The sequence below is a fragment of the Cellulomonas fulva genome (assembly GCF_018531375.1).
GTDB classification, from domain to species: domain Bacteria; phylum Actinomycetota; class Actinomycetes; order Actinomycetales; family Cellulomonadaceae; genus Cellulomonas; species Cellulomonas fulva.
Map to the genome: position 1 here is coordinate 2156535 of NZ_JAHBOH010000001.1, position 14325 is coordinate 2170859.

The window sequence follows — 14325 nt, forward strand, 5'->3', positions numbered from 1 at the left end:
GTGCGCTGCCGTGCGGCTGGGCTGCTGCCAGCCGGACGGCGTCAGGCCGAGCGGCGGCGCAGCAGCGTCGCGACCACGGCGATCCCCGCGAACAGGGCGAGCGCCGCGATCCCGCGGCCGAGGGCCGAGGCCTGGCCGCCGTCGACGCCCGCGATCTCGATCGAGTACGCCGTGGCACCGGCCGCGCCCTCGGGTGCGCCGTAGGCCATGCCCTCGGTCGCGGCCCGCTCGGCACCCGCCGCCAGCACGGCGTAGCCCACGCCGTAGCTCGCGGCCGTCTCCTCGCCGGAGGACACGAGCTGCGAGGTGCCCTCGTCGGACAGGCGCTGCGCGCCGTCGACCAGCTGCGGCGTCGAGTCCGCGGCGGTGCCGAGGCCGTCCGCCAGCTGCGTCGAGCCGTCCGCCGCCGCGGACAGGCCCACCGCGAGCTCGCTGGAGCCGCTGGCCGCGTCGCCCAGGCCGTCGGCGAGCTCCGACGAGCCCCCGGCCGCGACGCCGATGCCCGCGGCGAGGTCGCCCGAGCCGTCCGCGGCCGTGACCAGGCCGGAGTACAGGCTCGTGGAGCCGGCCGCTGCGGTCGCCAGCCCGCCCGCGAGGGCGGTCGAGCCGGTCGCGGCGTCGTCGATGCCGTCCGCCAGGGTGCCCGCACCGGTCGCCGCGCCCGCGATGCCGTCGGACAGCGACCGGGAGCCCTCGGCCGCGGTGGCGAGGCCCTGCGACAGGGTCGTCGAACCCGTGGCGGCCGTCCCGACGCCGGCGGCGAGGTCGCCCGCGCCCGTGGACAGCGTGGCGGCGCCGGCACCGAGCCGGCCGAGCCCGTCGACCAGGGCGTCGCCGCCCTCCGCGAGCGCGTCGACGCCCTGCTGGACGCCGTTCATGCCGCCCCGGAGCGTCGCGTCGGCCGGGGTGTCCGTGGCGGTGCCGACGCCGCCCTGGACCGCACCCACCACCTGCGCGACGAGCGTGCCAACGCCCGCGTCGACGCCCGCGAGGCCCTCGAGCAGGCCCGGCCGGCTCGCGTCGCACACGCCCGGGAGCGAGGCGCTGGACAGCCCGCACTCGACGCGCGCGAGCGTGGCGGACGCCGTGCCGAGGCGCGTCGAGGAGTCGCCCAGGCCCGTGGCGAGCGCGGCGAGGTTGCCGTCGATCGTCGCGAGCGACTGGCGGAACTGCGCACGTGCGCCCTCCGGGAGCATCGCGGCGTAGGCCGCGAGGCCGGCGGTCTCGCTCGTGATGCCGCCGCGCAGCTGCGTGACCTGGGCGGACGTGGCCTGCGCGTCCGTGCTGGCCTGGCCGAGCTGGGTCCGCAGCGCCTCCACCGCGTAGAGCAGCGACGGCTGCTGGCCGGCGGCGGGGGCCGCCGTGGTGCCGATGCCGGCCCGGAGCTGGCCGATCGCGTCCCGCAGCGGCTGCGCCTGCGCGGGGAGGCGACCCACCTGGCCGTAGAGCGTGTCGAGGCCGGCGTCGATCTTCGCGAGCCCCGCGTCGACCTGCCCCAGGCCGGCGACCAGCGCCGGCGCGGAGCCCTGCGCGCTCGCGAGGCCGTCCGCCAGGTCGCGCGCACCGTCGGCGACCTTGGTCGCCCCGGGGGCGATCTTGTCCGTCAGCCCGTCCCGGAGCTGCTGCGCCCCGGGCAGGATCCGGTCGGTCAGCCCGTCGGCCAGGTCCGCCGCGCCCGGTGCCGCGTCGTCCGCCAGGCCGTCGGCGAGCTGCCGCGCCCCGGGGGCGATCCGGTCCGTGAGCCCGTCCGCCAGCGCGTCCGCGCCCGGCAGGATCTGGTCGTTCAGGCCGTCCGCGAGCCGCTCGGCGCCGCCGACCGCGTCGCCCTCGAGCCCGTCGGCGAGCCGCTGCGCGCCGGGCAGGAGCTGGTCGTTGAGGCCCGAGGCGAGGTCCTGCGCGCCGGGCAGGGCCCGCGCGTTCAGGCCCGCGGCGAGCTCGGCCGCGCCGGGCACGGCCTCGTCGGTCAGGCCGGTCGCGAGCGTGGTCGCGCCGTCGTGCATCTGGACCAGGCCCGCGAGCAGCTCGGCCGCGCCGTCGTGGAGCCGCAGCAGGTTCTCGTCGATCTGCACCGCGCCGGCGGTGAGGTCGACGCCGGAGGCCGCGCCGTTCGCGTAGCTCGCGGAGCCGCCCTTGAACGAGGGGTAGTCGAGCGGCGAGACGGGCATGGACGTGAGCGAGGCGGCCGGCACCACGCCGTCGCTGACGCGCGCCGTGTAGCCGAAGGTCGCGGTGTCGGAGCCGATCGGCGGGAACAGCGTCATCTGGAAGGTCAGCCGCGTGCCACCGCGCCCGTCGCCGGCGATCCCGGCCTCGCCCGACCGCACGTCCGTGAAGGACGACGGCAGGGTCGTCACGAGCTGGCCGATCATGGGGACGACCGTGGTGGCCGTCGCGGTCGCGGTGCCGCCGCGCCCGTCGTCGTAGGTGACCTCCTGCTCGCGGCCCGTGCGGTTGGTGACCGTGTACCGGACCTCCAGCTCGCCGGAGCGCCCGACGACGTCGCCCGGCTGGACGGCCTGCCCGTCCAGCGCGTACGTCACCTCGACGCCCAGGGGCAGGTCGCCGTCGAAGTCGCTCACGCTGCGCAGCCGCCGCTCCCCGTCGACGTCGACCTGCGCGACGACGCGGCCGTCCTCGACGGTGTAGGCGCCGAACCCGTCGAGGTTGCGCAGGCCGTCGGTCGAGACGGGGTTGGCGATCGTCGCGGTGCCGTGGCCCGTGAGCGCGAGCTGCTCGTAGACGCGGGCCTCGCGCAGCGCGCCCGTGGCGTCGAGCTTGGCCTGCACGGTCTCGGTGTTGGTCACGGCCACGTCGCCGCTGTCGTCGGCGGCCGCGGCGGCGGTGCCGCACAGGACCAGCGGGAGGACGCTCGCGGTGGCGAGCGCGGGAAGGGACGCGGAGAGGGAGCGGCGCACGTCAGGCCTCCTGGGGGTCACGGGTCAGCGGGGCGGCGGGCGGGGCGGCGGGCGTCGGTGCGGGGTGGAGCGTGACCGGCGACGACGAGGGGACCGGCTGCGCCCTCCCCGCCGGGACCGATGTCCCGCGCTGGCTCGGCCCGTCCGGAGCAGCCACGTCCGTCGCGGCGTCGGTGTGGCGCGCCGCCGGTGCGGCGGCCGGACGCGGTCCGACGAGGACGCCCACGAGGAGCCCCAGCGCGGACGCGAGCAGCAGCGAGGAGACCGACTCCACGGACGTGCTGGTCACGGCGGACGGGTCGGTCGCGTACACCGCCTCGTAGGCGCCGACCACCCCGACCGCGCCGAGCAGCAGCGACCACAGCGGCAGCCGCCCGCGGGAGACCGCGAAGGCCGCGGTGCACAGCGCGAGCACGACGAACGCCGCGACGGCCCGGCCCGCGGCGGTGTCCGGGAGGGCGCCGGCGCGCAGCAGGTAGCCCGCCCAGGCCAGCACCGCCCCGAGCACGAACCCGCCTGCGCGCCCGGCGACGGAGCCGTCGGGGACCAGCCCCAGCGCACCGCCCAGCGCGAGGCCCAGCAGGACCACGCCCTGCGCGTCGGCGCCGAGCAGGGTGAGGCCGGTGACGGCCGCCGTGAGGACGGCGAGGGCGAGCCCCGCCAGGATGTACCGCTTCATGACCACCTCGTCGTGGTTCCGCCGGACGTCAGGACCGGCCCCGCGTCGTCGTCGTCGACGGACGCGCTCCGGACGCGCGATGTCTACCAGCGGCGGGGATACCCCGACCACGCGGTACTAGGTAATGCCCGGGCGGTACCGGGAAAAAGGCCGTCGGTACCGGGTAACCGTTACCTCGTCGTGACCGACCGGTCGCGGCTGGGCGGTGACCGGTCGGTGACGCCTCAGAGGTAGCGCAGCGGGTCGAACTCCTCCAGCGGGATGACCCGGATGCGCGGCAGGTGCACGTTGAACGCCGCGACGTCGTGCTCGAGGTCGAACGTCTCGAGACCGCGCGCGGCCAGCGCGGCGAGCGCGGTGGACGTGAACTCGCGGAACGCGATGAGGCCCGCCCGGCGGTCGGGCTCGTCGACCAGCGTCGCGAGCTCACCGGCGAAGTCGCCGTCGTGGCTGACCAGCATGACGTCGCCCGTGCGCCCGACGAGCGCCTCGAGCGTGCGCTTGATGCCGATGTCGACGACCTTCTCGTACGACTCGCCCGCCAGCGGGATCGGTGCGAACCCGATGGCCGTCAGCGCCTGGACGAACGACATGGGGAGGGTGCCGTTGGAGGCGTTGAGGAAGAACAGGCCCTTCACGGGCTGGCCCCAGCGCTGCTCGGCGAAGCTCAGGATCCGCTCCCAGCGCGGCCGCTGGTCCGGCGTCGGCTTCGCGTTGAAGATCGACGAGCCGAGCGTCGCGTCGATGTTCTCGCCGTCGACGACGACGTACGTGGTCCGCGGCGCGGCGTCCTGACGCGAGTCCTGGCTCATCCGGCCAGCGTAGCCGCGACGGACGACGAGCCCCGGCCCGTCCGGGCCGGGGCTCGTCGTCGCGCGGGCCGACCGCGCCGACGGAGGTCAGGCGGTCGTGCAGGCCGCGCCGTTGAGCGTGAACGCCGTGGGCGCCGCGTTGGTGCCCGAGTGGGCGCCGTTGAACCCGAAGACCTGGCTCGCGCCCGGGGCGATCGACCCGTTCCAGGGCGCATTGGTCACGGTGACCTGCGCACCGGACTGCGTGACCGTCGAGCTCCAGGCCTGGGTCACCGTCTGGCCGGAGGGGAAGGCGAACCGCAGCGTCCACCCGGAGATCGCGGTGGACGAGGTGTTCTTCACCGTCACGTTCGCCGTGAAGCCCGTGTTCCAGCCGTTGGCGGTCCAGGTCACCTGGCACGCGCCGGCGGGCGGAGGCGTGGTCGGGCTCGGCGTGGTGGGCGTCGGCTGGGGCGTCGTGGGCGTGGGCTGCGGGGTCGTCGGCGTCGGGGTGGGCGTGACCCCGCCGAACGCCGCCTGGATCGCGGCGTATGCGGGCTTCGCCCGGTAGCTGTCGTCCCAGACGAGCGCCGCACCCTGTCCCGGGAACGTGTTGGGCACCCACGAGTACGTGTCGGTGATGCCCCAGATGGTGACGCCCTGGCAGCGGGCGACGGCGTTGCAGACCTCGAAGACCTTGCGGTAGTCGGCGGCCTGCTGGGTGAGCTTCGCCTGGTCGGACGGCGTCGACATCCGGATGTCGAGCTCGGTGACGCGGACGTCGACACCGAGCGCGGCGAACCGGTTCATGTTGGTCTGCAGGCTCGAGGGCACCTGGCCGACGATGAAGTGCGACTGCAGGCCCACGCAGTCGATCGGCACGCCGCGCGCCTTGAAGTCACGGACCATCGCGTAGACGGCGTCGCTCTTCGCGTTCACGCCCTCGATGTTGTAGTCGTTGTAGCAGAGCCTGGCGCTGGGATCGGCGGCCCGGGCCGCGCGGAACGCGGTCTCGATGTAGCCGTCGCCGAGCTTCTGCTGGAACGGCGACTCCGCCCGCCGTGCGCCGTTCTCCGCGAACGCCTCGTTCACGACGTCCCAGGCGAACGTCTTGCCCGCGAAGTGCTTCGCGACCTGGGTGACGTGGTTGACCATCGCGGACTGCATGTCGCTCGCGCTCAGCCCGGCCACCCAGCCCGGCAGCTGCGAGTGCCACACGAGCGTGTGCCCGTACAGCTTCTTGCCGCCCGCCGCGGCGTAGCTCGCCACCTGGTCGCCCTGGCCGAACGTGAACTGGCCGCGCGTGGCCTCGGTGGCGTCCCACTTCATCGCGTTCTCGGCGACGACGAGCGAGAACTCGGCGTCGGCGATCTGGCGGTACTGCGTCTCGGAGAGCCGGCCGGGGTCGAGCGCGAACCCGACGTCCTTGCCGGCGGCGGTGCCGAGCTCCCGGAGCGTCGCGGCTGCGGCAGGTGCCGCGAGCGCGCCGATCACGACCGCGGCGGCCGCGGCGACCACCGTGGCGCGGCGGGCGACGGCACGGCGGCCCGCGCGGCGTCGGGCGGGTGGGCGGGCGGGTTGGATGATGGGCATGGTTCCTCCTCGTCGAGACGACCTGGCCGGAGGACAGCGTGCTGAGTCCCGCGCTGCGTGCGCGACCACTGAAACGGTTACGTTGCGTGAGGCAGCTCGATAGTTTCGAGTTCGACGAGGAGGGCACGTGAGCGGTCGGTCCGCGACACCGCGCGAGGCGGCGGAGGCGTGGGAGTCGCTGTTCCGCGCGCAGGTCGCGCTGATGCGCCGGTTCTCCGCCGAGGACGTCTGGGGCGAGCTCTCGGTGCGCGAGTACGACGTGCTGTTCACGCTGGCCGGGTGCCCCGGCGGCGCGGCCCGCCTGCGCGAGCTCGCGGCGCAGAGCCTGCTCACCCAGCCGAGCCTGTCCCGGCTCGTCGAGCGCCTCGAGGCCCGCGGCTGGGTCCGACGGGAGCCCGCCCCCGACGACGGACGCGGCGTGGTGGTGAGCCTGACCGACGAGGGCGCGCGGTTGCAGCGCGAGGTCGGGCGCCGTCACGTCGCGCAGATCCACCGCCTGGTCGGGGGTGCGCTCGACGCGGACGAGCTCGCCGCGCTCCGGGCGCTGACCGACAAGCTGCGCGTCGAGCAGCGCGACATCCCCTGACCCGCGCGCGTCGTCGGGCGGGACCCCGTCGAGCACCGGTGCGACGTGCCTCACCAGGCCCGCGGGACCTCGGGCCCACGGTCCGCGCGGCCGGGTGACGGACGATGGACCGGCCGGACGACGAGACGAGGGAGGTGCGCCGTGCGCGTTCTCATCGCGGTGGCGTCACGCCACGGAGGCACGTGGGGGATCGGCGAGCGGATCGCGGACGTGCTGCGCTCGGTGGGGCACCACGTGGACCTCCGGGAGCCCGAGGACGTCCCCCGAGCCGACGGCTACGACGCGCTGGTCCTCGGGTCGGCCGTGTACACCGGCCACTGGCTGCCCGCCGCCCGCGAGCTGGGCGAGCGCGTGGCCCAGGGCGCGGTGCCCGCGAACGTGTGGCTGTTCTCGTCGGGCCTCGCGACGCAGCCCGCGGCGGCGGCGAACTCGCCGCACGAGCTCGCGGCGCTCGCGGAGGAGCTGCATGCGCAGGGGCACCGCAGCTTCCGCGGCCGCCTCGACGTGCGGGCGCTGTCCTTCGCCGAGCGCGCGATCATCGCGGGGGCCCGGGCGCGCGCGGGGGACCACCGCAACTTCGAGGTCGTCGAGCGCTGGGCGCAGGAGATCGCCGGCACGCTGGCCCTGCAGCCGGCGGGCTGACCGCCGAGGGGCGCGTCGGGTCGGCGACGACGTCCGACACGCGCTGAGCAGTTCTTGCGTGATCCTGCAAGCGGTTTGCGCCGCACGACGCTAGGCTCGGGTCCATGTCGCGACGACTGGCAGAGGTGGCCCGCAAGGTCGGGGTGTCGGAGGCGACCGTCAGCCGCGTGCTGAACGGCAAGCCCGGCGTCTCGGAGGCGACGCGGGAGGCGGTGCTCACCGCACTCGACGTCCTGGGCTACGAGCGCCCCACCAAGCTGCGCGGCGAGCGGGCGCGCCTGGTCGGGCTCGTGCTCCCCGAACTCCAGAACCCGATCTTCCCGGCGTTCGCGGAGGTCGTGGGCGGCGCGCTGGCGCAGCAGGGGTTCACGCCCGTGCTCTGCACGCAGACGGCCGGCGGCGTCTCGGAGGCCGACTACGTCGAGCTCCTGCTGGGGCAGCAGGTCTCGGGCATCGTGTTCGCGGGCGGCAACTACGCGCAGCGCGACGCGGTGCACGCGCACTACGAGCGGCTGACCGGCCGGAACCTGCCCGTGGTGCTCATCAACGCGTCGATCGAGGAGCTGCCCTTCCCGCGGGTGTCCTGCGACGACGAGGTCGCGATCGAGCAGGCGCTCGGCCACCTGGCCGCGCTGGGGCACACGACGATCGGCCTCGTGCTCGGGCCGGCGGACCACGTGCCGTCGGAGCGGAAGCTGCACGCCGCGCGCACGGTGGCCGGCCGGCTCGGCCTCGAGCTGGGGGACCGGCTCGTCGTGCGCTCGGCGTACTCGCTCGAGAGCGGGCAGGCCGCCGCGACGCGGCTGCTCCGCGAGGGCGTCACCGGCATCGTCTGCGCCTCGGACCCGCTCGCGCTCGGCGCGATCCGCGCGGCTCGTCGCGCCGGCCTGCGCGTGCCGGAGGACATCTCGGTGGTCGGGTACGACGACTCCGCGTTCATGAACTGCACCGAGCCGCCGCTGACCACGGTCCGGCAGCCGATCGAGCCCATGGGCCGCGCCGCGATCGACCTGCTCGTGAGCCAGATCAACGGCGCGGCGGTGCCGCAGGACGAGCTGCTCTTCGAGCCTGAGCTCGTCGTGCGCGGCAGCACCGCCCCCGCCACCCCCCGCCCCTGACACCCCGTCATCCACCCACCCACCCACCCCCCACCCCCCACCCCCCACCCCCCCACCCCCACCCCCCACTCACCCCCACCCCACTCGCCGAGCGCGGTCGGTCCGCGCCCGGCGCGGACGCTGAGCGTCCGCACCCGCCGCTCATCGTCCGCACTCGCGGAGGCCCGACGACGGCGGACCGCAGCGCCTGCGTCTGCGGCGCGCCCGGGCGCCACCCGTCGGCGTCCCGCCCGGCACGCCGCCGGACGCCCAGCCGGGGCCCCAGTCAGGTCCGGTCCGGTCCTCACCCTCGCCGAGCGCGGACGGTGCGCACCCACTGCGGACGCTGACCGTCCGCACTCGGCCGGTACCGTCCGCGCTCGGCGGGGTGGGGGTGGTGCGGGTGGGGGTGCGGTGGGTGGGGTGGTTCGCGGGGGTGCGGTGGGTGGTGTGCGTGGGGTGGGCGGTGCAGGTGGCGGGGTGGGGTGGGCGGTGCAGGTCGGCGGAGGCGGCGCGGGCGGCGGGAAGTGGAGCCGGGAGTGGGCGCGGGGCGGGGCGGGGTCACGATTCGGTAACGTGACTGTCGGGTTCTTGCGCGGTTTCTGTTCTGAGATTTAGTGTCCTGCTCGTGACGACGACGTCTTCCCGACCGCAGCCGGCGACCGACCCCACGTGGTGGCGCGGTGCCGTGATCTACCAGGTCTACCCGCGCAGCTTCGCCGACGGGAACGGTGACGGCACCGGTGACCTCGCCGGGCTCCGGGCCCGCCTGCCCTACCTGCGGGACCTGGGCGTCGACGCGATCTGGGTGACGCCCTGGTACGTGTCGCCGCTCGCCGACGGGGGCTACGACGTCGCGGACTACCGCGCCATCGACCCGGCCTTCGGCACGCTCGAGGAGGCGGAGGCGCTCATCGCCGAGGCCCTGGAGCACGGGATCCGGACCATCATCGACATCGTCCCCAACCACGTGTCCGACCAGCACGTCTGGTTCCGCGCCGCGCTGGCGGCGGGGCCCGGCTCGCCGGAGCGGGAGCGGTTCTGGTTCCGGCCGGGCAAGGGCGACGCGGGCGAGCAGATGCCCACGCAGTGGGTCTCCGACTTCCAGGGCAGCACCTGGACGCGGACCACGGAGCCCGACGGCACGCCCGGCGAGTGGTACCTGCACCTGTTCGCGCCCGCGCAGCCGGACCTCAACTGGTCGCACCCGGACGTGCGCGCGGAGTTCGAGGACGTGCTGCGGTTCTGGTTCGACCGCGGCGTCGGCGGCATCCGGATCGACTCCGCGGCCCTCCTGATCAAGGACGCGGACCTCCCGGAGTACCCGCAGGACGCCGGACCGGGGGAGCACCCGCACGTCGACCGGGACGAGATCCACGACGTCTACCGCACCTGGCGCGCGATCGCGGACGGCTACCCGGGAACGCGCGTGCTGGTGGGCGAGGTGTGGCTCGCGGACCGCGCCCGGTTCGCCCGGTACCTGCGGCCCGACGAGATGCACACGGCGTTCAACTTCGACTTCATGGCGCGCCCGTGGGACGCCAAGTCGCTGCGCGAGTCGATCGACATGACGCTCGCGGCGCACGGGCCGGTCGGCGCGCCGGCCACCTGGGTGCTGTCCAACCACGACGTGACGCGCCCGGTGACCCGCTACGGCCGCGAGGACACGTCCTTCGCGTTCGCCGCGAAGCGCTTCGGCACGCCCACCGACCTCGAGCTCGGCCGGCGCCGTGCGCGCGCCGCGGCGCTGCTGACCGCCGCCCTGCCGGGCTCGCTGTACGTGTACCAGGGCGACGAGCTGGGGCTCCCGGAGGTCGAGGACCTGCCGCTCGAGATGCTCCAGGACCCCATGCACTTCCGGTCCCTCGGCGTCGACCCCGGCCGCGACGGGTGCCGCGTCCCGCTGCCGTGGTCGGGCACGCAGGCGCCCTACGGGTTCAGCCCGGACGGCACGACGAGCCCGACGTGGCTGCCGCAGCCCGCGGACTGGGCCGGGCTCACGGTCGAGCAGCAGTCCGCCGACCCGACCTCGATGCTCCACCTCTACCGCGACGTGCTCGCGCGGCGCCGCAGCGAGCCGAGCCTGGGCGACGGTCCGCTCACCTGGCTCGAGTCGTCCGACGAGGTGGTCGCCTTCGCCCGGGGCGACGTCGTGTGCGTCGTCAACCTGGGCGAGGAGCCGGCGCCCCTGCCGGCCCACACCGACGTCCTGCTGACGAGCGGCCCGCTCGTCGCGGGCCGGCTGCCGCGCGACACCGCCGCGTGGTTGCGCGCAGCACCACCGCACGGCACGACCGCATGACCCGTCCACCGACCGACGACCCCCGCACCACCCGCACCGACGTCCTGGCGCGCACCGCAGCCCGGCAGGACGTGCACGACCCGCATCGCGCCGGGCACCACCGCCCGGCGCACCTCACGAAGGAGTGACGATGAGGTTCACCCGCACCACCGCGCTCGCCGCGGCCGGCCTGCTGTCGTTCGGCCTGCTGGCCGCGTGCAGCGACGACGCCGACCCCGACGCGTCGCCCACCGGCGCCCAGTCGGCGGGCGGCGACGAGAAGGTCACCATCCGGGTCGCGGGCCTGCTGCCCACGGCCGACGACGCGGCCAAGCAGCAGCTCGCCGAGCGCGTCGAGGCGTTCGAGGCCGAGTACCCGGACATCACGGTCGAGCCCGAGGACTACGAGTGGCTCAACTCGACCTTCACCACGCAGCTCGCGGGCGGGACGCTGCCCAACGTCTTCGAGATCCCGCTCACCGACGGCAAGACGCTCATCGAGAACGGCCAGCTCGCGGACATCGACGCCCAGGTGCGCGCGCTGCCCTACGGCGAGGACTTCAACGAGACGCTGCTGGCCAACGGGCAGGACGACGCCGGCACCATCTTCGCCGTCCCGGCCAAGTCGATCTACGCGGTCGCGCTGCACTACAACCGCAACCTGTTCGAGCAGGCCGGCCTCGACCCCGACGACCCGCCGACGACGTGGGACGAGGTCCGGGCGGCCGCGAAGACGATCCACGACGAGACCGGCGTCGCGGGCTACGCGACCATGGCGCTCGACGCGTCGGGCGGGTGGCAGCTCGCGGCCGGCGCGAACTCGCGCGGCGGCGTGATCGAGACGTCCGACGGCAGCGGCGCCTACACGGCGACGCTCACCGACCCGGCGGTCAAGGAGCACCTCGAGTGGCTGCACGCGCTGCGCTGGGAGGACGACTCGCTGCTGGCGCGGGCGGACCTCGGCTGGGGCGAGATCAACGCGGCGTTCGCGGGTGGCGAGCTCGCGATGTACACGTCGGGCTCCGACGTCTACAACGCGCTCGTCGAGGGCAACGGCGTCACCGCGGACTGGGGCTACGGACTGACGGCGATCCCGACCTCGGGTGACGGCGGCGCCCTGACCGGTGGCACGCTCGCGGCGGTCCGCAAGGACTCGACCGACGCGGAGAAGGACGCCGCCGTGAAGTGGATCGACTGGTGGTACCTGTCCAAGCTGCAGGACCAGGACCAGGCGGTCGCGGACGCCAAGACCCGCGCGGAGGCGGACCCGGCGCAGGCAGTCGGGACGCCCGTCCTGCCGATCTTCTCCGAGGAGCTGTACGACCAGAACCTCGAGTGGATCAAGGACTACGTCAACGTCCCGCTCGACGACATGACGGGCTACACCGACGTCATGTTCACGCAGAACCTGGTCCCCGAGGCCTCGGTGGCGACGCAGGACCTGTACAACCAGCTCTTCCCGGTGGTGCAGGCGGTCATCTCCGACGAGGGCGCGGACATCGACTCCCTCCTCGAGACGGCCAACACCGCGGGCCAGGCCGCGATCGACGCCGCGAGCTGATCGGCTCCCCGACCCGTGAGCCGGACGTGAGCTGCCCGGCCGGTCCGCAGCCGGCCGGGCGGCTCGTCGTCCACCGTCCCGAACGCACCCCGAAGGCGACCCCATGACCACCGACGAGACCGTCGCGTCCCCGCCCCTGACCCTCAGACGAGCCGCCTCGGCCGGGCGCCGCCGTGAGCGGCGCACCGGCAACCCGCTGACGTGGGTGCGCGGTGGCGGCCTGAGCGCCCTGCTGTTCGCGCTGCCCCTGCTCGTCGTGTTCGGCGTCTTCTCCTGGTGGCCCATCGTGTCCGCCGTCGAGATGAGCCTGCAGAAGACCAACCTGGTCGACGCCCCGACGTGGGTGGGCCTGGACAACTTCCGTGCCGTCCTGAGCGACCCGCTGCTGCCGACGGTGGTCCGGAACACCGCGTGGTTCGCGTTCCTCGCGCTGCTGTTCGGGTACCCGATCCCGCTCGTGGGCGCGGTGCTCATGAGCGAGCTGCGCCGGCGCAAGGGCCTGTACTCCGTGCTCGCGTACCTCCCGGTCGTCGTGCCGCCCGTGGTGGCGGTGCTGCTCTGGAAGTTCTACTACGACCCGCGGCCCGAGGGCGTCTTCAACACGGTGCTCGGCTGGGTGGGCCTCGGCCCGTTCCCCTGGCTGTCCGACGCGACCTGGGCCATGCCGTCCCTGGTGCTGGAGGCGACCTGGGCGGCCGCCGGCGGCACGGTGATCATCTACCTCGCGGCGCTGATCAGCGTGCCCGCCGAGCTCTACGACGCCGCCGAGGTCGACGGGGCGTCGGTGTGGCGCAAGGTCTGGCACGTGACGCTGCCGCAGCTACGCGGGGTCCTGTTCATCACGCTCATCCTGCAGATCATCGGGACCGCGCAGATCTTCCTCGAGCCGTTCCTGTTCACCAACGGCGGCCCCAACCACGCGACCGAGACGATCATGCTGCGCGTCTACAACCTCGCGTTCGCGAACCTCGGCAACAACTTCGGCCAGGCGACGGCGCTGAGCCTGCTCCTCGCCGTCTTCCTCGCCGTGATGTCGCTTCTCTACTTCCGCCTGACGCGATCCTGGAGCACGTCATGACCGCCCCCTCGTCGTCCCCGGCCCGTGACGAGCTCGTCGAGCCCGACCCCGCCCTCCCCGCGTCCCGCGCGGGCGTGGTGCCGGGATCGGCCGGCGCGGTCGGCGCCAACGTCGCGCTCGCGCGGAGCCTGCGACGCCGGCGTTCCGCCGCGCCCGACGAGAAGGAGCGGGGCGCCCTGTCGACGGCCGACTGGCGCCGGCCGCAGGTGCGCTGGACGTGGCGCGGAATGCACCTGCTGCTGCTGGTCCTGCTGGTCGTGTGGTGCCTGGGCCCGCTGCTGCTGCTCGCGAAGTTCGCGTTCACGCCGACGCAGGACATCCTCACCGCCCCGATGTTGGTGTTCCCGAACGGGGCGACGCTGGACAACGTCGACCAGGCGTGGAACAGGTACCACATCGGTCAGTACTTCCTGAACACCGTGTGGGTGGCGCTCGGCTCGTGGTTCGTCCAGGTGCTCGTCGCGACGACGGGCGGGTACGTCCTGTCGGTGCTGCGTCCGCGGTGGGCCCGGGCGCTGAACTGGGCGGTGCTGACCACCCTGTTCGTCCCCGCGGTCGTGCTGCTCATCCCGTTGTACAAGATCGTCGTCGACCCGCCGGTCGGGACGACCCTGATCAACAACTACCTCGCGGTGTGGCTGCCCGCGGGCGCGAGCGCGTTCAACGTCGTCCTGGTCGCGCGGTTCTTCGACTCGCTCCCGCGGGAGGTGTTCGAGGCCGCGCGCGTCGACGGCGCGGGGCCGTTCCGAATGTTCTGGTCCATCGTCCTGCCGATGAGCCGGCCCATCGTCGGCGTCGTGTCGGTGTTCGCGGTCATCGCGTCCTGGAAGGACTTCCTGTGGCCCTTCCTCGTGCTGAAGTCCGAGACGGTCAAGCCGCTGTCGGTCTACCTGCAGTCGATGGCGAACGTCGACAAGGGCACGCTGATGGCCGCGCTCGCCATCTCCACGCTCATCCCGGTGGTGATGTTCCTGGTCTTCCAGCGGATGTTCCTGCGCGGTGCCGGGCTCGGCGGCGCGGTCAAGGGCTGACGCGACCGCCCGCTGCTCGGTCGCCGGTTTTCTGACACGTCGTCGGGTCGAGATCACGCCGTGGGTGTGCC

Annotated in this window: 12 protein-coding genes; 8 read left to right on the forward strand and 4 right to left on the reverse strand. The window is 74.2% G+C overall.

Annotation, left to right across the window (positions count from 1 at the left end; translation table 11 throughout):
- Nucleotides 1–41: 41 nt before the first annotated feature.
- The 4 genes from KIN34_RS09655 to KIN34_RS09670 all read right to left on the reverse strand — a co-directional run bounded on the left by KIN34_RS09655 (nucleotide 42) and on the right by KIN34_RS09670 (nucleotide 5978).
- Nucleotides 42–2915 carry a YhgE/Pip domain-containing protein gene (locus KIN34_RS09655; RefSeq protein ID WP_214349737.1) on the reverse strand — a complete coding sequence of 958 codons (2874 nt, stop codon included), beginning with the start codon at nucleotides 2913–2915 and terminating at the stop codon, nucleotides 42–44.
- A 1-nt stretch (nucleotide 2916) separates the two neighbouring features.
- Nucleotides 2917–3594 (reverse strand): hypothetical protein, encoded by a 678-nt coding sequence (locus tag KIN34_RS09660; RefSeq protein WP_214349740.1) that lies wholly within the window; start codon nucleotides 3592–3594, stop codon nucleotides 2917–2919.
- Between the two features lie 224 nt (nucleotides 3595–3818).
- The gene (locus KIN34_RS09665; protein WP_214349743.1) at nucleotides 3819–4406 is read right to left on the reverse strand and encodes an NYN domain-containing protein; all 588 of its coding nucleotides are present in this window, start codon (nucleotides 4404–4406) and stop codon (nucleotides 3819–3821) included.
- Between the two features lie 87 nt (nucleotides 4407–4493).
- Nucleotides 4494–5978, reverse strand: a complete 1485-nt coding sequence (locus KIN34_RS09670) for a glycoside hydrolase family 10 protein (protein ID WP_214349746.1) — start codon at nucleotides 5976–5978, stop codon at nucleotides 4494–4496.
- Between the two features lie 127 nt (nucleotides 5979–6105).
- Here KIN34_RS09670 and KIN34_RS09675 point away from each other — a divergent pair, with 127 nt between their 5' ends.
- From KIN34_RS09675 to KIN34_RS09705, 8 genes are all read left to right on the forward strand, one after another.
- Nucleotides 6106–6564: a MarR family winged helix-turn-helix transcriptional regulator gene (locus KIN34_RS09675; protein ID WP_214349749.1), complete on the forward strand. Its 459-nt coding sequence runs from the start codon at nucleotides 6106–6108 to the stop codon at nucleotides 6562–6564.
- A gap of 141 nt (nucleotides 6565–6705) precedes the next feature.
- On the forward strand, nucleotides 6706–7206 hold the full coding sequence (locus tag KIN34_RS09680) for a flavodoxin domain-containing protein (protein WP_214349752.1): 501 nt from the start codon (nucleotides 6706–6708) through the stop codon (nucleotides 7204–7206).
- Nucleotides 7207–7310: 104 nt separating this feature from the next.
- Complete coding sequence (locus KIN34_RS09685) at nucleotides 7311–8324, forward strand: LacI family DNA-binding transcriptional regulator (protein ID WP_214349755.1); 1014 nt, start codon at nucleotides 7311–7313, stop codon at nucleotides 8322–8324.
- Nucleotides 8325–8931: 607 nt separating this feature from the next.
- Nucleotides 8932–10605 (forward strand): glycoside hydrolase family 13 protein, encoded by a 1674-nt coding sequence (locus KIN34_RS09690; protein ID WP_214349758.1) that lies wholly within the window; start codon nucleotides 8932–8934, stop codon nucleotides 10603–10605.
- Nucleotides 10602–10733, forward strand: a complete 132-nt coding sequence (locus tag KIN34_RS17125; RefSeq protein WP_273544022.1) for a hypothetical protein — start codon at nucleotides 10602–10604, stop codon at nucleotides 10731–10733. Before KIN34_RS09690 ends, KIN34_RS17125 begins: the two co-directional genes overlap by 4 nt.
- A gap of 2 nt (nucleotides 10734–10735) precedes the next feature.
- The gene (locus tag KIN34_RS09695; RefSeq protein ID WP_214349761.1) at nucleotides 10736–12145 is read left to right on the forward strand and encodes an ABC transporter substrate-binding protein; all 1410 of its coding nucleotides are present in this window, start codon (nucleotides 10736–10738) and stop codon (nucleotides 12143–12145) included.
- A 103-nt stretch (nucleotides 12146–12248) separates the two neighbouring features.
- On the forward strand, nucleotides 12249–13223 hold the full coding sequence (locus KIN34_RS09700) for a carbohydrate ABC transporter permease (protein WP_237689076.1): 975 nt from the start codon (nucleotides 12249–12251) through the stop codon (nucleotides 13221–13223).
- Nucleotides 13220–14254, forward strand: a complete 1035-nt coding sequence (locus KIN34_RS09705; RefSeq protein WP_237689077.1) for a carbohydrate ABC transporter permease — start codon at nucleotides 13220–13222, stop codon at nucleotides 14252–14254. Before KIN34_RS09700 ends, KIN34_RS09705 begins: the two co-directional genes overlap by 4 nt.
- Nucleotides 14255–14325 lie beyond the last annotated feature (71 nt).

Bases quoted from the DNA above. Each gene is read 5' to 3' on its own strand.
- KIN34_RS09660 (WP_214349740.1), bottom strand. From the start codon at position 3,594: ATGAAGCGGTACATCCTGGCGGGGCTCGCCCTCGCCGTCCTCACGGCG.
- KIN34_RS09665 (WP_214349743.1), bottom strand. From the start codon at position 4,406: ATGAGCCAGGACTCGCGTCAGGACGCCGCGCCGCGGACCACGTACGTC.
- KIN34_RS09670 (WP_214349746.1), bottom strand. From the start codon at position 5,978: ATGCCCATCATCCAACCCGCCCGCCCACCCGCCCGACGCCGCGCGGGC.
- KIN34_RS09685 (WP_214349755.1), top strand. From the start codon at position 7,311: ATGTCGCGACGACTGGCAGAGGTGGCCCGCAAGGTCGGGGTGTCGGAG.
- KIN34_RS17125 (WP_273544022.1), top strand. From the start codon at position 10,602: ATGACCCGTCCACCGACCGACGACCCCCGCACCACCCGCACCGACGTC.
- KIN34_RS09695 (WP_214349761.1), top strand. From the start codon at position 10,736: ATGAGGTTCACCCGCACCACCGCGCTCGCCGCGGCCGGCCTGCTGTCG.
- KIN34_RS09700 (WP_237689076.1), top strand. From the start codon at position 12,249: ATGACCACCGACGAGACCGTCGCGTCCCCGCCCCTGACCCTCAGACGA.
- KIN34_RS09705 (WP_237689077.1), top strand. From the start codon at position 13,220: ATGACCGCCCCCTCGTCGTCCCCGGCCCGTGACGAGCTCGTCGAGCCC.